The organism is Gilliamella sp. B2824 (assembly GCF_026536245.1).
Taxonomy (GTDB): Bacteria; Pseudomonadota; Gammaproteobacteria; order Enterobacterales; family Orbaceae; genus Gilliamella.
This window is the reverse complement of the sequence record NZ_JAFNON010000001.1, coordinates 193,691-215,567: the sequence shown is the minus strand read 5'-3', so window position 1 is coordinate 215,567 and position 21,877 is coordinate 193,691. Positions and strand designations below refer to the sequence as shown.

Genomic DNA, 21,877 nt, shown 5'->3' with positions numbered 1-21,877 from the left:
CATTTTTTTGTGGCAAAATGAGCGCTTTATATTTAGTTTTAATCAAAAAAAGTATATTTTTTTATTATCTATCTTAATTTAACAATAATTATAAGGTCTTTTCATGAGTCAATCTGAAATCAATGCGCAGTGGCAACCCAATGCCCGGCCATTAAACAGTAAGGATTTAAAAACATTAGTTTTATCCTCTTTAGGGGGAACGTTAGAATTTTATGACTTTGTTATCTATGCGCTATATATTGATACCATTGTCAAACCACTCTTTTTACCCCACACTTTATCGCCATTGACGTTAGATCTTTTCGCATGGGGTATCTTCGCTGCTGGTTATTTGGTAAGGCCTGTTGGTGGCATTATTATGGCGCACTTTGGCGATAAAGTAGGACGTAAAAAAATGTTCACTTTAAGTGTCGCAATGATGGCATTACCGACATTTATCATTGGTGTTTTACCTACTTATGAAATGATAGGCATTTTTGCACCATTATTGCTATTAGTGATGCGTATGCTGCAAGGCGCAGCTATTGGTGGTGAAATGCCAGGTGCATGGGTGTTTATTGCCGAACATGTGCCAAAACAGCGCTATGGTTTAGGTGTCGGCACATTAACATCAGGCATTACGGGTGGAATTATGCTTGGCTTTATTGTCACTATCATTATCGATCTTTATTTTACCAAAGAAAATATTTTAGATTATGCTTGGCGAATTCCATTTATTATTGGCGGTATTTTTGGTGTGATCTCAGTTTATTTACGTCGATTTCTTTCAGAAACACCAATTTTTAAAGAATTAGCTGCAAGGAAAGCTATTGAAAAAAATATCCCTGTTGTTACTGTATTAAAAAAACATAAAACAGCTTGTATCATTGTTGCACTGTTAACATGGTCATTATCAACTGCAATTATGGTTGGAATATTAATCACGCCAGGACGAATTGTTGGTGGAATGTACCACTTTGCCAATCTTGATTGGCGCATTGGTGGCTGTATTGCGGCTTTGACACTAACAATAGGCTGTGTTATTTCTGGTTGGCTTGATGATAAATTAGGAACAAGTAAAACAGTCGTAATAACCTGGGGCGGACTTGCGATTGCCAGTATCATTTTCTATAGTTCACTGACTGCTGATATGTCGTTAGCAAAACTGTACTGCCTTTGGGCGATATTTGGACTATTTATTGGTTCAATTGCCATGACGCCAATTATTGGTACCAGAACATTTCCACCAGCTATTCGTTATTCGGGTTTATCGTTTTCCTACAATTTGGCATATGCATTATTTAGTGCCATCACACCAACGTTGACCATTTATTTATTAAGTCCTGACCATTTATTAGGTGAATATAGTTATTTAGGTGCGGGAATTTACATCTCATTTGTTGCGCTAATTGCAGTAGCTGTTGGTTTTTATCCTCTAGCTAAAAATGGCTGGCAAAACGAAGCGGATCAGTAATCATTTTAGTAAAAAAAGCAGATCAAATAGATCTGCTTTTTCTTTAAGTTGTCACTTTAAAATTTGAATAGTATTATCGCATTGTTACAAACTCTTCTGCCGCAGTTGGATGAATAGCAACAGTATTATCAAAATCTTTTTTGGTTGCACCCATTTTAAGCGCCACAGCAAAACCTTGCAGCATTTCGTCCATACCATAACCCATACCATGAATTCCGACAATTTTTTCGTCTTTACCAACACACACTAACTTCATTCGACATGGTTGGCGATGCGTTGTAACCGCAGTATACATTGCAGTAAAAGTTGAGGTATATACTTTTACATTTTGCTCACCAAATTGTGCAATGGCTTCAGGTTCAGTTAAACCAACCGTACCTATTGCTGGATGAGTAAATACAACTGTTGGAATATTAGTATAGTCTAAATGTTCATCCACTTTATTATTAAATAATCGTTCAGATAAGCGGCGTCCAGCTGCAACGGCAACAGGTGTTAGAGCGATAGCACCTGTATCATCGCCAACAGAATAAATACCAGGAACATTGGTATTTTGATATTTGTCGACCATAACAAAGCCATTATCATTAGTTTTTACCCCTGCTGCGGATAAGTTTAGATCGTTGGTTGCTGGTTCTCGACCAATTGCCCAAATCACACAATCAACAGTATAACTTTCGCCATTTTCTAACGTTAATGTTAATGAATTATCACTATTTTTAGTAACAGACTGAGGAATAGCAAACGTATGCAAAGTTTGGCCTTCTGTCTTAATAACCTCCATTAATGTCTCAACAATAAGTGGATCAAAAGAACGTAATGGTGTCGCTTTACGAATAAATTGATGAGTTTGTGCGCCTAATGAATGTAATACACTGGCAATTTCACAAGCTATATAACCCGCACCCACAACTGCAACACGCTTTGGTAATGCTTTCAATGCAAAAAAGCCATCAGAAGTAATACCATACTGCGCACCAGGAATGTTAGGTATAGTTGGTTTACCACCAACTGCAATTAAAATATGATCCGCGCTATAACATTCACCATTTACTTCAACCGTATGTGAATCAATAAATTTAGCATATCCTTGAATCACATCCACCTTATTTTTACGTAGCACGTTATCATAAGATTGATGAATACGATCAATATAAGCGCTTCGACTTGAGATTAATTTGTCCCAATTAAATTGATTTATCGTTGTATCAAATCCATAATCTGGACCATAATGTTTTATTGCTTCGGCAATTTGCGCACCATACCACATCACCTTTTTAGGTACACAACCAACATTAACGCAAGTACCACCTAATAATTTTGCTTCAATAATTGCGCATTTTTTTCCGTATGACGCCGCTCTGTTAACTGACGCAATACCGCCACTACCACCACCGATGGCAATATAATCATAATGTTTCGTCATTCAATATCCTTAATACTCGTTGTCTTAATTTAGCTATAGCTTTGCACAAACGAGATAATAAAAAAAGTATTAAATTTAAAATTTAATGATAGTTATTAACGATTAATCATTAATCGTTGGTTAATCGTTATAATAAAATTAAAACCGGCAAAATTGAAAATATGAATGAATTTAGTGGAATAACAATGAAGGAGATAGTTATATCTCGCTTCATTTAATTTTGATTGAATATCAAGTCGCTAATTAACTTGATTATTTGCTACATTTATCTTTAACTTTAACTTTAACTGGCTGAGATGTTTTTTTATCAAGAATTTCCAGATTACAGTATCCACCTTCTATCTTGAAATTAATTTTATAGTTTTTTCCTTCTTCTGCCATAAATTGTTTAGTTTCAGCGTAACAATATTCACTATTTGCAACATCATAATTGCTTGCTATGGAAACAAACTTATTAGCAGGTACCTTCGCGCTTAATTCAGGATTTATTTTAGCCAAAATAAAAATACTGCTTTCTGGATAATAATATCCTATTTCATTAAAATCGTTACATTTATTATCTTCAGGATTGTCAATATTTAGACTGAAGTGCACTGGTGGAATGGTTCCACCACCGAAATCAGCCGAAAATTCTAAATTCGGATCATTTTCTTTTCCAATATACTTGTAATCTGATGTTGAAACACTACAGCCTGAAATCAAAAATAAAATAGATAAAAAGATTAGTTTACTTTTCATTCGCTACCCCTTTATCTGATTGAATATTGAGAAACCTATCTAATAACTCATTTATTTTTTTGTCTGTATTAGTAAAACTTGATGAGCTAAGTGTTAAAAAGCCTCCCTCAACAATATGACTATATTTTATGGAACCTACCGAATATCCTTCATTATCATCAAGTTGAACGTACATGATGGATAGATAAGTTGGTATTTCGATTGCTCTTCTAATATCATAGCTTAAAGTATAAGAACATTCTGTTAATTTATCTTTAGTGGTAAGTTTGTTACTTATTTTCAATTCATTAAGCTTATTAGCAATAATTTGACCTGCTTTATCATATGAACTAAGAGTATTAACACTTCGATAAACACAAACATTATTTAAATTAATATTATTTGGAACAGGTTTTATATCTACTGATGGTCCCTTAGTTGAAAAGCCACACCCTATTAAAGAAGTTGATAATAGAGTTAAAATAATGAGATTCTTTTTCATTGAATAAATTCTTGTATAATTAAATTTATTAGTCACATGTTCATATAATAACCAATAACATCGATTATGTAAAATAAAACAATTAATTTTGTAAATTTATTGTTAAGAACCATATTTAACGACTTTTAATCTTGTTAATAATATTTGTCGTTGAACAACCATCTTCAAAATTAAGTACTTTGACAATGCCGCCAGCATCAATCACCTCTTTGCCACCGGCGATGTCTTCCGGTTTATAATCACCACCTTTAACTAATACATCAGGTAATATATTAGCGATCAGTCGTTGTGGTGTTTGTTCTTCAAATGGTACCACCCAATCAACTGAATCAAGCGCACCTAAAACAATCATACGTTGCATAAGTGGGTTAATCGGTCTTGATTCACCTTTCAATTGTTTTACCGATGCATCGCTATTTACAGCGACAATTAATCGATCTCCCAATTTTCGAGCATTGGCTAGATAAGAAACATGACCAGCATGCAAAATATCAAAGCAACCATTGGTCATGACAATTTTTTCACCGCGTTGTCTCGCTTTTTTAACTTCTTCTTTTAGCTCATCTTCCGTCATGACACCAAAACCATTATCTTTTCGAGCACGAATAGCATTTTCAAGCTCAACTTGTGATACTGTAGAAGTACCTAATTTGCCTACAACCACACCCGCTGCTGCATTGGCTAAATAACAGCTATCTTCGAGTGATTGACCTGATGCTAAAGCCGCGGCTAATGTGGCTATCACAGTATCACCCGCGCCAGTAACGTCAAAGACTTCTTTAGCTTGTGTCGGTAAATGATAAGTTGGTTTATCTAACTGTAATAGTGTCATGCCTTTTTCACTACGCGTAACAAGTAATGCTTTAAGTTGATATTTTTTGATAAGTGCAAGCCCTTTTTCGACAATTTCTTGCTCACTATCACACTGCCCTACCACTGCTTCAAATTCTGACATATTTGGCGTCAGTAACGTTGCGCCGCGGTAACGCTCAAAGTCAGTTCCTTTAGGATCAACCAAAATAGGAACATTAGCCTGATTAGCAAGATCAATCATCTTTTGTACGGACGATAACGCGCCTTTTGCATAATCAGATAAAACTAATACTTTATGTGTAGTTAATGCAGTTTGTATACGCTCTAAAATTGGGCTAGCATCAACTTTATCAAATCCTTCTTCAAAATCGATTCGAATTAATTGTTGATTACGCGAAAGTACTCTTAATTTAGTTATGGTTGGATGAGTAGAAACAGCAACAAAATCACAATGAACATGATGTTTGCTTAATTCTTCATCGAGAATTTTAGCAGCTTCATCAATTCCTGTTAAGCCAATTAAACGAACATTGCCACTTAATGAAGTGATATTCATTGCTACATTGGCAGCGCCACCTGGCCGCTCTTCTAATGCATCAATTTTAACCACAGGTACAGGCGCTTCAGGCGATATACGATTGGTTCCACCATACCAATAGCGATCTAACATGATATCACCAACAACTAGTACATTGGCTTGACTAAAATCAGGTAATGAAGTTTTCATTATCAATAATTATCCTTTACTTATCATTTATATTTTATATAACGACTTATTCAGTTTTATTTGATTCGCTATCATCTTCATTGTCTTTAATATCTGCGGTTCTTGGGCGATAAAACCTCGCAAAAAAAGTACCAATTTCAAACAATAAACAGATAGGAATCGCTAAAAGAATTTGTGAAAATACATCAGGTGGGGTCACAAACATAGCGACAGCAAATACACCAACAATAATATATGGGCGTTTTTTTCTTAAATTTTTTGGAGTGGTAACACCTGTCCAACAGAGCAATATAATAGCTACAGGCACTTCAAAAGCAAAACCAAATACGATAAAAAGTGTCATGACAAAATCAAGATACTTCGTAATATCAGTATTAATTGCAACATCAACTGGTGCAGTGTGAATAAAAAAGTAAAATGCTAATGGAAACACCACAAAATAAGCAAAAGCGATCCCCATATAAAAAAGTACAGTACTTGATACGATCAGTGGCATAACCAAACGTTTTTCATGCTGATAGAGGGCTGGAGCAATAAATCCCCAAACTTGGTAAAGTACATAGGGAATCGAAATAAAAATAGCGACTATAGCGGTGAGTTTAATTGGGGTAAAAAAAGGAGCTGCGATATCGGTCGCAATCATACTGCTGCCTTGCGGTAATTGGCTAATTAAAGGATTAGCTACAATATGATAGATATCATTTGAGAAATAGAGTAAACAAATTAATACCAGTAAAATACAGATAATACAGCGTAAAAGTCGAGTCCGAAGCTCGATTAGATGTCCAATTAACGGTTGTGTAGCGTCTTCTGTCATGATTTATCTTTATCAGAATGAGTTTGAGTATCAATGTGAGCGGCTGAATCAATTTCTTTTTGTAATGATTCGGTAACGCGTTTTAAATCGTCAATTGAAGCTTGAATCTCGGGAGTGAGCGTTTTTAAGCCACTTTGTTCAGCTTTTTTTAAACTGTCTTGTAACTCTTGTAATTTAAGTTCTTTATTTAACTCTAATTGTACAGTCGCTGACATGCGACGAAGTACTTGGATCCAGCTAGCAACGGTTTTAATTGCCACAGGCAAGCGCTCGGGACCTAATACAACCAGCCCAAGAATCATTACTAATAGTAATTGCCCAAAGCTAATATCAAACACAGGCTACTCTTTTTTGTTAGTATTATTATCGGAAGAATCAAGATTTTCAACTTGTTGTGAATCATTACGATCTTTTTTGTCATCATCGTCATTCATCGCTTTTTTAAAGCCTTTGATAGACGCACCAAGATCCGATCCTAATGAACGTAATTTTTTAGTTCCAAATAATAATACAACAACAGCAATCAATATTAATAGTTGGGGTAAACTTGGCATCATGATAACTTTCTCCAACAAGCTTAGGTAAACAAATTATACACTTAATTTATACGATTTTAAAATAACATGCTAATGAATGATCAGCGCCATTATACATAATAGGCTGATAACAACCGTGAACCCCAAAAGATAAGATTCGCGCTTTTTACTCTGTTTTATCTGTTGCTGGATTTGCATTAATTGTTGGTTCAACTGCTTTGTCATGCGCGCATTATCATTTAATTTTACAGGTAAGTCAGGCAAAATTGAGCGCCATTGCGGTAATGCTGTCCAAAATTGTTGTAATATTTTTTTAGCGCTATACTTATCTTCATACCATTTTTCTAAAAATGGTTTAGCGGTTTGCCATAAATCAAGCTCGGGGTAGAGCTGACGTCCTAATCCTTCTATGTAAAATAACGTTTTTTCAAGTAAAGTTAATTGAGGTTGTATATCCATATTAAATTGACGGGCTACTTGAAATAATTGTAGTAAAATTTGTGAAAAAGAGATCGCTGACAATGGTTTAGCAAAAGCAGGCTCGCAAACATTACGCATTGCCATTTCAAGAGCAGTTGCGTCAGTTGTTTCAGGCACCCAACCCGAAGCAATATAAGTTTCAGCAATTTTTCGATAATCCCGATTAAAAAAAGCAAGAAAATTTTCAGCAAGATAACGTTGATCATCTTCACTTAGTACGCCGACAATAGCACAATCAATGCCGATGTATCTTGGATTTTGTGCATCAGTAATATCCACAAAGATATTACCGGGATGCATATCTGCATGAAAAAAATTATCACGAAACACTTGGGTAAAAAATGCTTGAACACCTCGTTCAGCCAGTAATTTCATATTAACTTTTTTATGCTTGAGTTGTTCAATATCGGCTATTGGAACACCTCTAATTCGCTCTTCAACTAATATGTTTTTTCGACATAGATCTTGGTAGACATACGGTATATACAAAATATCACTATTGATGAAATTATCACGTAATCTAGCTGTATTATAAGCTTCTTGCTGTAAATCTAACTCTTTTAATAAGGTACTTTCGTAATCGCGTACAATCTCTAAAGCGCGTAATTTTTCACCCGATTTAACGCGTTTAGTCAACTGATTAGCGGCCCAATACATTAGGTCAATATCGGAGCGAATTACCGGTAGAATATTTGGACGTAATACTTTTATTATTATCTCAGCTTGGCTGCGCTTTAATATCGCTGTATGCACTTGAGCAATAGATGCGGATGCTAGCGGTTTTTCATCAAAATTAGAAAAATAGTAATCTAGAGGTTGTTCTAATGCGCTTTCAATTAGTTGTTTAGCAATTTTCCCATCAAAAGGGTCGACTTGATCTTGTAATTTAGCCAGCGCATCTGCAATATGTATAGGTAATACATCACGCCTAGTTGAAATCATCTGTCCAAATTTAATCCAAACTGGACCTAACTCTTGCAAAGCTTGACGTAGCCTTTCCCCTATTTCTTGGTGTTTTGCTTTGGGGCGGATCCAAAATAAACACTTTGACAAAAATTTAGGCCATCTTACTGAATGGTGTTTTGGCAATAATTCATCTAATCGATATGCACGAAATACTGCCAATATTTTATAAAGTCGAAAAAATGTCATAATCGTTGTCGCATGTCGCCTTAAAATTTAAAACCAGTATGCAAAGCCACAATGCCGCCTGTCATATTGTGATATTTAACGTCTACAAAACCGGCATCTTCCATCATTTTCTTTAATGTTTTTTGGTCAGGATGCATACGAATAGATTCAGCTAGATAACGATAACTATCGGCATCGTTTGCCACAACTTTACCCATTAATGGTAGCATCGTGAAAGAATACAAATCGTAAGCTTTATTTAGAATTTTGTATTGAGGTTTAGAAAACTCAAGAATAAGTAAACGACCGCCTGGTTTTAATACCCGCCACATCGAACACAATGCTTTTTGTTTATCAGTCACATTACGCAGTCCAAACGATATGGTAATACAATCAAAATAGTTATCAGCAAAAGGCAGTTCTTCTGCATTCGCTTGTACATATTCTATATTTTTGAATAAACCTTTGTCGCGTAACTTGTCTCGACCAACTTTCAGCATGGATTCATTAATATCAGCCAATACAACTAGCCCATCATCCCCCACGAGTTGAGAAAATTTGGCTGTTAGATCACCTGTCCCACCTGCTAAATCCAATACTTTTTGGCCCTTACGTACGCTACTATATTCAATGGTAACCTTCTTCCAGATACGATGAATACCAAATGACATAAGATCATTCATTACATCGTATTTATCAGCAACGGAATGAAATACTTCTGCAACTCGTTTGACTTTTTCTTGCTTTAAAACTTGTGTATAACCAAAATCAATTTTTTCTTGTTCTTTATTATCTTGTTTATCAGGGGATTGAGACATAAAAATTTACCTATCACATCGAGTTGACTTATTTTAGCATAAGCCACTGTAAATGTGATGAACTAAATCAATAATGACTCAACCATTTTAGAAATAGCTTCAAAATTTTGTAACATCGTGTTGGACGAATCAAGATCTTGTTGATGAATAACTAAATCAAAATGATAGCTTTCTTTCAAACCTTTTAAAACCTCATGTTCTTTTTGAAAGATTTGCGTATAGTATTGGGACAGTGTTTCGAAATCGATTGAAGTAAAAAGCACCTTATTACTTGTTTCGATCGCTTTTGATAACCGCTCCACATGTAACATTGCAATACGGATATAATCAGTTTCACTCAAATAACGCTGATTATAAGGGGTTGATATTTCACGTTCAATGTAATTAATATACCCATTTGATACATATTGTGTGTTATAGATATTAGCTAATTGTAAAGGGAGCTCATTGAATTTTCCCTGTCCGATAATTGCTATTTTTTTGACAAAAAAAGGTTTTGCAGCTTTGGCAATAAAAGACCAATTTTGATATGGATTTTCACGAATTTGAGTCGCACTAATGTTAATAAAATCGCGATTAGCATCGACTAACACGGCTGGACAATGAAAATATAATTCATGATTTTTAATATCTTGTGGTTCACTGGTAAAAACCACTGTAGGTTCTATTTTATGATCAGTTAAAATCTGTTTTACCCGATCACTCCAATCTTGCCAACCATTTGGATAATATTCAATGTTAGATTCGTCTAAAATATGGACATGAATATTATGGCGATCTTTAAACGTTTCTTGTAACCATGAAAAACGATCACACACTTGTGGTTGTTTAGGTAGGCGACTGCTTGCAAAAAGTTGTTTATCACGATTTGCCTCACAGCCTAACATGATATGGAGTTCATCAACTTGTGTCATCGCTTTTTCAATTAGATAGATATGACCACAATGTAAAGGATAAAATTTACCGAAAATCAAACCAACTTTATGTTTAGATACCATGACTATTACCAACGCATTGAAATCCTGCTAACAATGTACAGAAAATATTAACATTGTCTAATGAATTGATGCTATTTTAATGTTTTTGTAGCATTTTTTTACTTTGACTATTCAACATAGTAAATAGTCAACAATAACATCAAATATTTTAATATTGCATTGAGGATAAAGTAATACCTGTTGCAACAGAGATATTAAGTGAAGGCATGTTATCATTCCCCTTCAAATGAACCACAACATCAGCACATTGTACTAATTTTATATTAATTTGTTGGAATATGACTAATACCGTTTTTTTATGAAACTCAACTTTTGCTAATTCTGTTGAGGCAATTGATTTTACCTGACAAGGTAATAAGACAATAATTTGATAACCATGCTGTTTGAATTGATCAAGTGAAACAATAAAATCATCACTTTTTATTGATTCAACTGCTTCAATTCCACCTTCTGCCACCCGCATAGCTGCGCCACTATCGAGTAAATTAGTTTGTCGTAGCATTACAGCATTTACTTTATAAAATGCAGCGCTACGAATTAATCCACCCAAATTATGGGGATTATTTACATCATCAATCGCTAAAATACAATCTTGCTGTTTATCATGATATTTGTCTAAATAGTCAAACATAGTGATAGCAACGCGTTTTTTAACGATCAAACAAACGCCACCATGATGCGAAGTTTGAGTTATTTTGGCAATTTGCTCATTTGAAACAATATCGTAGCCTAAACGTTGTTTAACTAACCAATTAATTAAATCCCTAAATTGATAAGTCATTTCTTGCGTAATGAACAATTTTACAATTGCCGCGCGGCGGTGCTTAAAAACCGATTTACAACTGTTTTCACTATAAACTAAAGTTTCTTCTTTACGTTGGCGGTAGCCATCATAACCAAATGTAGGGCTTTGATCATTATCCCGTACTTTTTTGCGCCAAGGGGATTCGTTTTCATCTTGTAAATCGTACGTAGATTTATTTACTTCAACAATAATACTTTGTTTGACAAAACCTGTTTTAGCTGCTTTAGGTTTGAACGTTTCAATTCGATCATTATTACGCTTATCTCTTCTTTTAGCGTTAAACTGAAAAGAATTATCTTTGCGATTATCTTTATGCCCACTAATTTTGTCTTTATTAGTTCGAGAATGCTTTTTAGGGTCATTAGTTGTAGCGTAAAAAATAGCTGGTTTATTTTTTTCAGTATTATCGTTCATATTTATCTCAAAATAATTGGTTATCGTGTACGAATGGTTGGCGCAATTTTATCTAAAACACCATTGACAAATTTATGGCTATCTTCTGCTCCGAAAGTTTTAGTTAAATCGATAGCTTCATTAATAACAACCTTATAAGGTACATCGTGACGTTTGGTTAATTCATAAAGCGCAATTCTTAATACGGCTAACTCAACTTGACCAAGCTCATCTACTGTTCGCTCAGTAAGATAAGGTGCCATTTTTTCATCTAACTCTGTAGTGTTTTTAGCAACACCATGAAGTAACTCTCGAAAATATTTCGTATCAACACCTTTCATATCTTGTTCAGTCATAAAACTTGTCTCAACATCAGCAAGATCATTTCTAGATATTTGCCAAGAGTAAATTGCTTGAACGGCGCATTCTCTTGCTCGACGACGAGGATTAACTAATGCCACTAAATTACTCCTTAATTGTTTTGATAACGTTAAGCATTTCCAGTGCAGTTAATGCAGCTTCAGCACCTTTATTACCTGCTTTAGTGCCAGCACGTTCAACGGCTTGTTCTATGCTTTCAGTCGTTAAAATGCCAAAACCGACTGGAATTGAAAATTCTAAACTAGCACTTAATAGGCCAGAGCTTGATTCGCCTGCAACAAAATCAAAATGTGCAGTGCTTCCTCTAATTACTGTCCCCAAAGCCACAATAGCATCATATTTTTTAGATTGTGCAGCAACTTTTGTAGTAAGCGGAATTTCATAGGCGCCCGGTACCCAAATAACCGTAATATTTTTTTCATCAACTTGACCAATACGCGTTAACGCGTCAACAGCACCGTTTACTAAACTTTCATTAATAAAATGATTAAAACGTGCCACAATTATAGCGACTTTCGCTTTTGGTGCAGCAACTTTACCTTTAACTGTTTGCATAGTGATTCCTTATCGTTCGATTATAAATGCAATTTCACTTTGATTAATTGTAGGTGAAAATATTTGCTGATTATATCATGATTTGAAGGCTTATCCTATCAGCAAATAACGCTACAACCTCGTTTTGATTAACAATTTATTGGAAAATAAATACAAAGATTTTATTTATGAGAACTTAAATAGTTTGAGTAATATAAAAAAATTTTAATTAAACAATTTTGTTAATTTTTTATGATTGATTTTTATGCTAATAAATTAAATTTACTTCAACTTTTTTCACTATCTATCATTTTATTTTTATTATCCCTTGCAAGCAGTTTTGAACGCACTACAATGGTAGTAAGATTTTTCATTTATGAGGTAATTTAGATGTATATTGATGCTATTCGTGATGAACTCAACCAAGCACTAAATGTATTGGTAAATTTTGTTTCGGATGATGGCAATCTTCACAAAATCCAACAAGCAGCTGTGCTTATAGCTAACGCATTTAAACAAGGTGGTAAAGTTTTATCATGTGGCAATGGTGGTTCCCATTGTGATGCTATGCATTTTGCTGAAGAGTTAACCGGTCGTTACCGTGATAATCGTCCAGCTTATCCTGCAATAGCTATATCAGATGTTAGTCATATATCTTGTGTAGGCAATGATTTCGGATTTGATTCTATATTTTCACGTTATGTTGAAGGTGTTGGACAAAAAGGCGATGTATTATTAGGTATTTCAACGTCAGGTAATTCAGCTAATGTATTAAAAGCAATAGATGTAGCTAAACAAAAAGGGATGAAAATTATTACCTTAACCGGTAAAGATGGCGGTAAAATGAACGGACTGGCTGATGTCGATATTCGTGTACCACATTTTGGTTATGCTGATCGTGTACAAGAAATCCATATCAAAGTTATTCATATTTTAATTATGCTAATTGAAAAAGAGATGGCTTAAAATGTGTGAATTATTGGGTATGAGCGCTAACGTGCCAACTGATATTTGTTTTAGCTTCACGAGTTTAATTAAACGTGGCGGAGATAAAGGACCACATAAAGACGGTTGGGGTATTACCTTTTATGAAGGTAAAGGCTGTCGAACGTTTAAGGATCCTGAGCCTTGTAGCTATTCACCTATCGCTAAAATGGTACAACAATACCCAATTAAATCTAAGGCTGTTATCGCGCATATTCGTCAAGCAAATCGTGGGGGGGTAGCGCTTGAAAACACACACCCCTTTACCCGAGAATTGTGGGGTAAAAATTGGACTTTTGCCCACAATGGGCAATTAACTGATTACGAAAAGCTGGATATGGGAATTTTTCAACCAGTTGGATTAACCGACAGTGAGTATGCTTTTTGTTACTTAATTAATCAGTTACATAAAAAATATCCAAAACAACCGACTGATGATATTGAGCTTTTTACTTATATCCAACAATGTGCACTTGAACTGAATCAACTTGGCATATTTAATATGCTGCTTTCTAATGGGCAATATGTCTTTGCTTATTGTTCAACTAATTTACATTGGATTACGCGCAAAGCACCTTTTGGCAAAGCAAAGTTAATTGATGAAGATGTTGAAATCGATTTTCAAAAGCATACTACACCAAATGATATTGTTACTATTATTTCAACTATGCCGTTAACTTCAAATGAAACTTGGCATAAATTAAACACTGGTGAAGCAATTCTATTTAAATATGGTGAAATTAATCAATTTTTTTCATCTTGACTAAATTGAAAGGTAGTTCATCTTTAAATAGATATTGTAAATAACCTAACGTTAATAATCCAATTAACGTTAAAATAATCCACGGCAAATGCGGAAAACCCATCTTGATTGCAATTTCATAAAGCCATCCTGCTCCGGTATAACCAATAAATCCGCCTAAAGCAAGCCCTAATCGGCTAAATCCCATGTAACTACCTTTGGCTTTTGGATTAGTTAACACGGTTGCTAAAGTTTCTCTAGCCGGCTCTGCAATAATTGCACCAAGGTAAAAAAGCGCTATAAGAGATAGCAAAATAGATAATTGGGATGTAAATCCAATTATTATAAAGGCAAACGACATCAAAAGTAATCCAAATTTAAGGCGTTGATCTAATCTAAAATGTTTTTCACTAAACCGGGCAAGAGGATAAAGCAGAATTAATGAGATAGTTGCTTCAATCACGTACATCCATTTCACATAACTTGAACTTCCTGAAATATTGGTAATAGTTAGCGGTAGCATCAACATGACTTGTACTCCAAGCACATAATAACCCGTTAGTGTTAAGACATAACGTGTAAATTTTTTATCTTTAAGCACCATTTTCATACCATTAACAATGGGTGCTTTACCAATAGCAATATGATAAGCAGGCAAAAAGAAGAGGTTAAAAAGACCACATAAGAAAAAGATAAATGCGCCGCACCAACAAACTAAATGAAAATCATAATCAATCAAAATACCACCAATAAGCGCACCAATCACTGCACCAGCATTATCTTGTATCATTAACAGCGAAATAAATTTACCGCGTTCATGTGGACGGGTAAACTTGATGGTCAGTCCCATGCGTGGTGGATCAAACAGTAATCCACCTAAAGCAGAAAGTAAGCAAGATAGTAATAAAAGCCAAGGTTGACTAGCAATAGCCATTGATATAAACCCGACGCAACGTAAAAACATTCCACAAACAATCATCGGTTTAGCACCAAAGCGATCAGCAATAGCACCACCAATAATACCAAATCCTTGTTGTACAAATTGTCTGAATCCTAAAGCAAAACCGACAAACAAAGCACTCCAACCAACTTGACTAACAAAGTGTGTCGAAACCAATGGAAAAACAACATAAAATCCTAGAACAATAAATAAATTATCTAGTAGTAATATTTGTTTACCGGTTTTACGAATTTGCGACGGCACCGGCACTTATTTTACTCTTTCAGCTAAATATCTTTGGTAATCAGGAATTTCAATTTCAACCTCTTGGGTAAAAATAGCTGATTGAACCAATGCATTGGCTGTTGCTTCATTCGTCGCAACTGGTATATTCCAAACCGTTGATAAACGCAATAATGCTTTAACATCGGGGTCATGCGGTACTGCATTAAGTGGATCCCAAAAAAAGATGAGTATATCAATTTTACCTTCGGCAATTAATGCACCAATTTGTTGATCGCCACCCATTGGACCACTTAACATTGGAGTAATATTTAACCCTATCTCTTTTTTAATTAAATTCCCTGTCGTGCCGGTACCACATAAATTATGATGTGCAAGTTCTGCTCGGTTTTTTCTGCACCAATTTAATAAAGTACTTTTTAAGTGATCATGAGCAACTAAAGCAATATTTTTTTTGGCAGCCAATTTACGCGTTGTGTAAAGCATCATTATTATCCCTATCGATGATTATTCGATAGTTTTTAACAGAGTATGTATTAAAGTGCAAGCGTTATTTGCTTAGATTTAAGACAATAAAAAAGGCACCTAAGTGCCTTTTAAAAACCAAATTTACGGGTAATTAGAATTGGTAAATTAAACCTAATGCTACAGTATCTTTAGTCGTTGCTTTAATTTGTGATCCACCAAATTGGCTATCACCATATAAAGCACGGCGAGCACCAATGTCATCTTTATCTAACAAGTTGATTTTATAATCAAGGATAGCTTGTAGATTTTTGTTGAAGTCATAAGTCAAACCAACATCAACATACTTAATTAAATCATTACCTTTAAGTCCTGCATCGCCACTTCTTGAATAGCTTGAAGCATCTTGTACACGATGTTGAATGTAAGCAACAGATGGGGTTAAGCGACCAATATCAAAGTCGATACCATATTGTGCGACGACTTCGTAACCTTTAGTTTTTAAATCATCGGCACTATGGGTAGCTGAAGCATTATCCCAACCATATTTCTGTTTGCCTTGAATATATAATGCGGCCAAATAAAGGTTGTTATTATCATATTTCACACCAGCTGACCAAGCTTTTGCATCTTTATGACCACCAGTTTGCGCATAACCAGCACCAATAGATAGGCCTGTATCTAACACATCCCAATCAACTACTGAACCCCAAGCTTCGGCACTGTCGTGACCATCACGATCATGTTTATTAAAATAGCTTGTTGAACTGTTATCACCATTATCGGCATATTGAACAGCAAAACGTAAACCGTTTACTAAACCAAAGAAATCACTATTACGATAAGTTGCAACCGCTTTAGTACGAGCACTTAATGCATAAAGATCATTATCCGATGCATCACCACCAAACTCAGGTAATACGTCAGTATAAGAAGTTAACGTTTTTAACACACCATCATTACGACCATAGTCGAATGAACCTAGATCACCAAAGTTCATACCTGCATAAGCATAACGAGTTTCGTTTTCAGCGTTTGAACCAGTTTTCGCCTCGTATTCCCAGCGACCATAACCGGTAATGTTCTCAGTAACTTGAGTTTGACCTGACATACCTAAACGTGCAGTAGTCTTATCACCTTCACCGGTTTGATTATCACGATCGGTGATATAATTTAGTGCATAAACACGTCCATAAAAATCAACTTTATTACCGTCTTTATTCCATACTTCGATAGATGCGCTTGCAGTACCTGCAACTAATAATGCAGGAATAGCAATAGCTAATAGATTACGTTTCATTTTTTACCCTCGTAGGTATTTTTATATTACTAAATAAGGCAAAATACTTTGCTTTTGACCCATAAATTACTACTAATCCAGAGTAATTATACGTTTTATGCAATATTAATATTAACCAACAATGACCAATAAATAATGCACGTAGTATATTTAACAATGTTTATTTAATAAATTCTAAAAATTTACGATAATTTTAATACTTACTATAAAATTTTTTAAGCATAAAATGTGTTTTGATATGAAATAAATTTCAATAATGATAAAAAAAGGCACCTAAGTGCCTTTTTATAAGATATTAAGAATAGAAATTAGAATTGGTAAATTAAACCAACACCTAACACATCTTTAGTACCTGGTTTGTTTGCATGACGATCACGTTGTACTTTAGTGTTTTCCTCAGCACCAATATCTTTGCGATCAAGTAAGTTGAATTTATATTCAACAATCGCACTAAAGTTTTTATTTAAATCGTAAGTTGCGCCTACAGAGACATATTTAGCAAGAGGTGAGTTTTTTGAACCGTAACGAACATCATAATCTTCTTCATCATGGAATGAATCTACTTTACCCTTATGTTGTACATAAGCTAAAGAAGGTGTTAAACGACCCACTTCTAAATCAAAGCCATACTGAGCAACTAACTCGATACCTTTAATTTTTATATTGCTTACACCTGATCCTTCTTCTACACCTTGATCATCAAAAACTGAGATGGTACGATTTTTTAATTTACTTTGGAAATAGTTAGCAGCTAAATATAAATTGTAGTTATCATATTTTAGACCAGCAGTCCAAGTATTATGACGATGATCACTTGAAGTAGATTGCGCATAACCGGCACCAGCAGTTAAACCAGTATCAAAGATACGCCATTGAGCGTTTACACCATAAGCTTCTCTTGATACTGATACATCGTTATCTAAATCACTTTTAAAACGATCTAATGTATTAGAATTATCGCCGTTATCAGCATATTGTAATGCAAAACTTACATCATCAGTTAAGCCAAAGAAATTATTGTTACGGTAGGTTGCAACCGCTTTAGTACGGCTAGAAAGCACATTCCAGTTATTATTTGCAGCATCACCACCAAATTGTGGTAATACGTCAGTATAAGCAGTGATTGCTTTTAACACACCGTCATTACGACCATAATCGAATGAACCAAAGTCACCAAAGTTCAAACCAGCAAAAGCATAACGCACTTCATTATCTGAATTTTTACCTGCATTTGCTTGGTATTCCCAACGACCATAACCTGTTACGCTGTCAGTAATTTGAGTTTGACCAGACATACCTAAACGAGCAGAAGTATCATCACCTTCATTCTTTTGACCTCGATCAGTGATATTGTTAGCTGCTTTTACACGACCATAAAAGTCAACTTTATTACCATCTTTATTCCATACTTCGATAGATGCATTTGCGCCAGCTGCAACTAGAAGTGCAGGAATTGCGATTGCTAATAGATTACGTTTCATTTTTTACCCTCACGGTTATTTTAATATTGACACTATCCATTAAGTCATGTGTCATTTGTACAAAAATCATTCATCCAAAAACAATAGTACTTCTATTATTTTTATCTACTTTTTACAGTACCGTAAATTATGTATAAATTTTTCTTAAAATCAAGAGAACTTTTTAGTAAATAAGATGTCTAACCTTAAAATTACACCTGTTTGATTATTTTTTAATCATTATTTCAATAAAATCTATACAAATCGTTTTTATAATAAACCTAGTAAGCGAATGGTTTACAATTTAATCATATTAAAAATTTGCATTGCGTGGTGTTCTTGGAAAAGGAATAACATCACGCACATTTTGTACACCAGTAACATATACAATTAAGCGCTCAAAACCGAGACCGAATCCTGAGTGAGGCACAGTACCATAGCGGCGCAAATCACGATACCACCAATAATCTTCTTTTTTAAGTCCCATTTCATCCATACGTTTATCTAACATATCTAAGCGTTCTTCACGTTGTGAACCACCAATAATTTCACCAATACCAGGTGCTAATACGTCCATAGCGGCAACAGTCTTACCATCATCATTCATACGCATATAAAACGCTTTAATATCTTTTGGATAATTTTTAACTACCACGGGTGCTTTAAAGTGTTGTTCAGCTAAATAGCGTTCATGCTCAGAAGCTAAATCAATTCCCCAGCTTACTGGATTTTCAAATTTAGCATCACAATTTTGTAAAATAGTAATGGCATCAGTATAGTCAACTTGTGCAAAATCTGCGTTGATAAAGCTTTCTAAACGATGAATCGCATCTTTATCGATATGCTGGGCAAAAAATTGCATATCATCGGCACGTTTTTCAAGTACGGTTTTGAAAACATACTTCAACATATCTTCGGCAAGTTTGGCGTTATCATCAAGATCTGCAAAAGCAACTTCTGGCTCCATCATCCAAAACTCAGCTAAATGACGGGTTGTATTTGAATTTTCTGCTCTAAAAGTAGGACCAAAAGTGTAAACTTTAGACAAGGCACAAGCATAAGTTTCAGCGTTCAGCTGCCCTGAAACCGTTAAGAAAGCCTCTTTACCAAAAAAATCTTTATCAAAATCAATGTTACCTTTGTCAGTTTTTGGTAGATTTAACAGATCCAGTGTCGAAACTCGAAACATTTCGCCCGCACCTTCAGTATCTGATGCGGTAATGATTGGTGTAGAAAGCCAAAAAAAGCCTCGCTCATCAAAAAACTGATGAATAGCTTGAGCAAGTGTATGACGAACGCGTGTAATCGCTCCAACAATATTGGTTCTAGCTCTTAAGTGAGCAACTTCACGTAAATACTCAATTGAGTGACGTTTAGCCGCCATAGGATAAGTTTCTGGATCATCAACAAAGCCATAAATTTCAACTTGTGTTGCTTGCAATTCATATTGCTGACCTTGCCCTGGAGATTCAACAACAGTACCTGTGACTTTGACTGAGCAGCCCGCAGTTAAACGCAAAATATCTTGTTCGTAATTCGGTAGATCTTTTTCAATTACCGCTTGGATTGGGTCAAAACATGAACCATCATACACAGCGAGGAACGAAATACCAGCTTTTGAATCACGTCGGGTCCTAACCCAACCTTGAACTGAAATAGTGCTTCCAACAGCTATCTTGCCTTGTAACACATCAACAATAGGTGCAACTGAAATCATTTTTAATTATCCATCTCTATAGTAGTTTATCAAATAATATTTAAGTATCTCAGGATGATTTACCTTGAAATTACAGTCATCGTGTAATCAAGCAATATTAAGCAAATATCATCCATAATACTCATGTTGATTTTGTCATATTAATAACATTTAACGCATTAATTACTATTAATGTTTGACACTAAATGTACGCTTTAACTCATCGATAAAAGCTAAATCTTGCGATATCGTTTTACCTGGACTATCAGATAACTTAGCAACCGATTGGTTATTACATTCGGTCAATTTTAGAACAATATTTAACGCTTTAGTATTCACATCGTTTGATGGAATATCACACGCTAAAAAACCACCTACACCAAACGATAGTTGTACTCGATGATTAAAGTGTTTATAAATATTGAGCGCTTTATCAAAATTTAAACTATCAGAAAAGACTAATAGTTTCGTTTTAGGATCAATGCCTAGTGCTTGATAATGGCTGATTGCTTTTTCGCCCCATTCGATGGGATCGCCAGAATCATGACGAAGTCCTTGATAATGAGAGGCAAAATAATAATCAAAATCCCGTAAAAAGGCATCCATTGTAATGCAATCGGTTAACGCAACACCTAAATCTTGTGGGTATTCGTCTAACCACACTTGCAAAGCTGTTTTTTGGCAATCTTGTAAGTTTGAACTTAAGCGTTGATGAGCTTGAAACCATTCATGAGCCTGAGTGCCAACCGGTGTTAATCCTAAACGATAAGCCAATAAATAATTACTAGTACTATGAAAGTTATCAAAGTGTGATTTTAGATAACTCACAACAGCTTCTTGTACAGCAAAGGAATAACGCCGACGGGTACCAAAATCCATTAAATTAAAACCGGACATATCAATATTGGCTGTTTGATCTGCAAACTTTGCCAATTTTTGCTTGAGTCGGTTTAATGCTTCCGGTACTCCAATATTTGGTGAGCGATCTTTATGTACTATTTCACTAATTACAGCTAATAACGGCACTTCCCACAAAATAACATCTAACCATTTTCCTTCAATGCGAATGACTAACACCCCATCTTCATTACTTATCGTCAATAAATGGCTATCAAAACGCCAATTTCTAAGCCAATTTAAATAATCAGTTTTAAAAAAAGAGATGCCCGACAAATAAGTAAACTCATCATCAGAAAGTGCTAACGATTCCATTAATTTAACTTGATGCCTAATTTCATCAGCATATTTTCCTAATAAATCATCACTTCGACAACGGAACTCGGCAACAACAGTAACATCAGGGTAACGATGAAAAACGGCTTGCTGCATATGCAACTTATAAGCATCCGTATCTAAAATTGATGTAATTATAGCTGGTAACATGTGAACTTATTGTTAATAATTTAAATCAAATTCTCAAGATTATAGCAGAATAATAATGAAGATATAGCTTAATTATCTAAGTCAGATTATTTTTAATCAGCTATAATAAAAACAATACAGCTAACAAATTAAG

Annotated in this window: 20 protein-coding genes and 2 pseudogenes; 3 read left to right on the top strand and 19 right to left on the bottom strand. The window is 34.8% G+C overall.

From position 1 onward, the window contains the following. Window positions 1-103 precede the first annotated feature (103 nt). Window positions 104-1,453, top strand: a complete 1,350-nt coding sequence (locus J3U56_RS00980; protein WP_267366373.1) for an MFS transporter — start codon at window positions 104-106, stop codon at window positions 1,451-1,453. A 73-nt stretch (window positions 1,454-1,526) separates the two neighbouring features. Here J3U56_RS00980 and gorA read toward each other — a convergent pair whose 3' ends face one another. The 13 genes and pseudogenes from gorA to ribE form a co-directional block, all read right to left on the bottom strand. Beyond that, window positions 1,527-2,879 (bottom strand): glutathione-disulfide reductase, encoded by a 1,353-nt coding sequence (gorA, locus tag J3U56_RS00975; RefSeq protein WP_267333670.1) that lies wholly within the window; start codon window positions 2,877-2,879, stop codon window positions 1,527-1,529. A gap of 252 nt (window positions 2,880-3,131) precedes the next feature. Then, a complete protein-coding gene (locus tag J3U56_RS00970) occupies window positions 3,132-3,617 on the bottom strand; it encodes a hypothetical protein (protein WP_267333671.1) in 486 nt (161 codons plus the stop codon). Beyond that, window positions 3,607-4,098: a hypothetical protein gene (locus tag J3U56_RS00965; protein ID WP_267366371.1), complete on the bottom strand. Its 492-nt coding sequence runs from the start codon at window positions 4,096-4,098 to the stop codon at window positions 3,607-3,609. Before J3U56_RS00965 ends, J3U56_RS00970 begins: the two co-directional genes overlap by 11 nt. 115 nt (window positions 4,099-4,213) lie before the next feature. Continuing rightward, on the bottom strand, window positions 4,214-5,638 hold the full coding sequence (gene hldE, locus J3U56_RS00960; protein ID WP_267333673.1) for a bifunctional D-glycero-beta-D-manno-heptose-7-phosphate kinase/D-glycero-beta-D-manno-heptose 1-phosphate adenylyltransferase HldE: 1,425 nt from the start codon (window positions 5,636-5,638) through the stop codon (window positions 4,214-4,216). Between the two features lie 46 nt (window positions 5,639-5,684). Continuing rightward, on the bottom strand, window positions 5,685-6,455 hold the full coding sequence (gene tatC, locus J3U56_RS00955; protein WP_267333674.1) for a twin-arginine translocase subunit TatC: 771 nt from the start codon (window positions 6,453-6,455) through the stop codon (window positions 5,685-5,687). Between the two features lie 44 nt (window positions 6,456-6,499). Next, a pseudogene (tatB, locus tag J3U56_RS00950) lies at window positions 6,500-6,793 on the bottom strand (Sec-independent protein translocase protein TatB); the annotation flags it as partial. A gap of 3 nt (window positions 6,794-6,796) precedes the next feature. After that, window positions 6,797-7,012, bottom strand: coding sequence for a twin-arginine translocase TatA/TatE family subunit (gene tatA / locus J3U56_RS00945; protein ID WP_416379585.1), 216 nt, complete (start codon window positions 7,010-7,012; stop codon window positions 6,797-6,799). Window positions 7,013-7,114: 102 nt separating this feature from the next. Continuing rightward, window positions 7,115-8,623 (bottom strand): annotated as a pseudogene (ubiB, locus tag J3U56_RS00940) (ubiquinone biosynthesis regulatory protein kinase UbiB); the annotation flags it as partial. A gap of 20 nt (window positions 8,624-8,643) precedes the next feature. Further along, entirely contained in the window at window positions 8,644-9,420 is a 777-nt protein-coding gene (gene ubiE / locus J3U56_RS00935) for a bifunctional demethylmenaquinone methyltransferase/2-methoxy-6-polyprenyl-1,4-benzoquinol methylase UbiE (RefSeq protein WP_065634779.1), read from the bottom strand. A 62-nt stretch (window positions 9,421-9,482) separates the two neighbouring features. Then, window positions 9,483-10,418, bottom strand: coding sequence for a multifunctional transcriptional regulator/nicotinamide-nucleotide adenylyltransferase/ribosylnicotinamide kinase NadR (nadR, locus tag J3U56_RS00930; RefSeq protein ID WP_267343607.1), 936 nt, complete (start codon window positions 10,416-10,418; stop codon window positions 9,483-9,485). A 148-nt stretch (window positions 10,419-10,566) separates the two neighbouring features. Next, window positions 10,567-11,637 (bottom strand): TrmH family RNA methyltransferase, encoded by a 1,071-nt coding sequence (locus tag J3U56_RS00925; RefSeq protein WP_267366365.1) that lies wholly within the window; start codon window positions 11,635-11,637, stop codon window positions 10,567-10,569. A gap of 20 nt (window positions 11,638-11,657) precedes the next feature. Then, window positions 11,658-12,077 (bottom strand): transcription antitermination factor NusB, encoded by a 420-nt coding sequence (gene nusB, locus J3U56_RS00920; protein ID WP_267333679.1) that lies wholly within the window; start codon window positions 12,075-12,077, stop codon window positions 11,658-11,660. 4 nt (window positions 12,078-12,081) lie between these two features. Continuing rightward, on the bottom strand, window positions 12,082-12,552 hold the full coding sequence (ribE, locus tag J3U56_RS00915; RefSeq protein ID WP_416380236.1) for a 6,7-dimethyl-8-ribityllumazine synthase: 471 nt from the start codon (window positions 12,550-12,552) through the stop codon (window positions 12,082-12,084). Window positions 12,553-12,921: 369 nt separating this feature from the next. On the opposite strand from ribE, the gene lpcA reads away from it, so the two are divergent. Together lpcA and J3U56_RS00905 are read left to right on the top strand one after the other, a co-directional pair. After that, window positions 12,922-13,497 carry a D-sedoheptulose 7-phosphate isomerase gene (lpcA, locus tag J3U56_RS00910; RefSeq protein WP_267333680.1) on the top strand — a complete coding sequence of 192 codons (576 nt, stop codon included), beginning with the start codon at window positions 12,922-12,924 and terminating at the stop codon, window positions 13,495-13,497. Window position 13,498: 1 nt separating this feature from the next. Continuing rightward, complete coding sequence (locus J3U56_RS00905) at window positions 13,499-14,278, top strand: class II glutamine amidotransferase (RefSeq protein WP_065634773.1); 780 nt, start codon at window positions 13,499-13,501, stop codon at window positions 14,276-14,278. Here J3U56_RS00905 and mdtH read toward each other — a convergent pair. The 6 genes from mdtH to pncB form a co-directional block, all read right to left on the bottom strand. After that, window positions 14,256-15,467 (bottom strand): multidrug efflux MFS transporter MdtH, encoded by a 1,212-nt coding sequence (gene mdtH / locus J3U56_RS00900; protein ID WP_416380233.1) that lies wholly within the window; start codon window positions 15,465-15,467, stop codon window positions 14,256-14,258. The two genes, J3U56_RS00905 and mdtH, sit on opposite strands and share 23 nt — an antisense overlap. Continuing rightward, on the bottom strand, window positions 15,468-15,926 hold the full coding sequence (locus tag J3U56_RS00895) for a methylglyoxal synthase (protein WP_416379727.1): 459 nt from the start codon (window positions 15,924-15,926) through the stop codon (window positions 15,468-15,470). It lies immediately after the preceding gene. A gap of 133 nt (window positions 15,927-16,059) precedes the next feature. After that, window positions 16,060-17,205: a porin gene (locus J3U56_RS00890; protein ID WP_267366361.1), complete on the bottom strand. Its 1,146-nt coding sequence runs from the start codon at window positions 17,203-17,205 to the stop codon at window positions 16,060-16,062. A 308-nt stretch (window positions 17,206-17,513) separates the two neighbouring features. Next, a complete protein-coding gene (locus tag J3U56_RS00885) occupies window positions 17,514-18,686 on the bottom strand; it encodes a porin (protein WP_267366359.1) in 1,173 nt (390 codons plus the stop codon). Window positions 18,687-18,978: 292 nt separating this feature from the next. Continuing rightward, window positions 18,979-20,379 (bottom strand): asparagine--tRNA ligase, encoded by a 1,401-nt coding sequence (asnS, locus tag J3U56_RS00880; protein WP_416380245.1) that lies wholly within the window; start codon window positions 20,377-20,379, stop codon window positions 18,979-18,981. A 171-nt stretch (window positions 20,380-20,550) separates the two neighbouring features. Further along, window positions 20,551-21,744 carry a nicotinate phosphoribosyltransferase gene (pncB, locus tag J3U56_RS00875; protein ID WP_267333685.1) on the bottom strand — a complete coding sequence of 398 codons (1,194 nt, stop codon included), beginning with the start codon at window positions 21,742-21,744 and terminating at the stop codon, window positions 20,551-20,553. Window positions 21,745-21,877 lie beyond the last annotated feature (133 nt).

Excerpts from the sequence above, each read along its gene's own strand:
- tatA (WP_416379585.1), bottom strand. The coding sequence starts at position 7,012 with ATGATGCCAAGTTTACCCCAACTATTAATATTGATTGCTGTTGTTGTA.
- lpcA (WP_267333680.1), top strand. The coding sequence starts at position 12,922 with ATGTATATTGATGCTATTCGTGATGAACTCAACCAAGCACTAAATGTA.
- J3U56_RS00905 (WP_065634773.1), top strand. The coding sequence starts at position 13,499 with ATGTGTGAATTATTGGGTATGAGCGCTAACGTGCCAACTGATATTTGT.
- J3U56_RS00965 (WP_267366371.1), bottom strand. The coding sequence starts at position 4,098 with ATGAAAAAGAATCTCATTATTTTAACTCTATTATCAACTTCTTTAATA.
- J3U56_RS00970 (WP_267333671.1), bottom strand. The coding sequence starts at position 3,617 with ATGAAAAGTAAACTAATCTTTTTATCTATTTTATTTTTGATTTCAGGC.
- J3U56_RS00980 (WP_267366373.1), top strand. The coding sequence starts at position 104 with ATGAGTCAATCTGAAATCAATGCGCAGTGGCAACCCAATGCCCGGCCA.
- J3U56_RS00885 (WP_267366359.1), bottom strand. The coding sequence starts at position 18,686 with ATGAAACGTAATCTATTAGCAATCGCAATTCCTGCACTTCTAGTTGCA.
- gorA (WP_267333670.1), bottom strand. The coding sequence starts at position 2,879 with ATGACGAAACATTATGATTATATTGCCATCGGTGGTGGTAGTGGCGGT.
- nadR (WP_267343607.1), bottom strand. The coding sequence starts at position 10,418 with ATGGTATCTAAACATAAAGTTGGTTTGATTTTCGGTAAATTTTATCCT.
- ribE (WP_416380236.1), bottom strand. The coding sequence starts at position 12,552 with ATGCAAACAGTTAAAGGTAAAGTTGCTGCACCAAAAGCGAAAGTCGCT.
- J3U56_RS00890 (WP_267366361.1), bottom strand. The coding sequence starts at position 17,205 with ATGAAACGTAATCTATTAGCTATTGCTATTCCTGCATTATTAGTTGCA.
- tatC (WP_267333674.1), bottom strand. The coding sequence starts at position 6,455 with ATGACAGAAGACGCTACACAACCGTTAATTGGACATCTAATCGAGCTT.
- pncB (WP_267333685.1), bottom strand. The coding sequence starts at position 21,744 with ATGTTACCAGCTATAATTACATCAATTTTAGATACGGATGCTTATAAG.
- hldE (WP_267333673.1), bottom strand. The coding sequence starts at position 5,638 with ATGAAAACTTCATTACCTGATTTTAGTCAAGCCAATGTACTAGTTGTT.
- J3U56_RS00925 (WP_267366365.1), bottom strand. The coding sequence starts at position 11,637 with ATGAACGATAATACTGAAAAAAATAAACCAGCTATTTTTTACGCTACA.
- ubiE (WP_065634779.1), bottom strand. The coding sequence starts at position 9,420 with ATGTCTCAATCCCCTGATAAACAAGATAATAAAGAACAAGAAAAAATT.
- J3U56_RS00895 (WP_416379727.1), bottom strand. The coding sequence starts at position 15,926 with ATGCTTTACACAACGCGTAAATTGGCTGCCAAAAAAAATATTGCTTTA.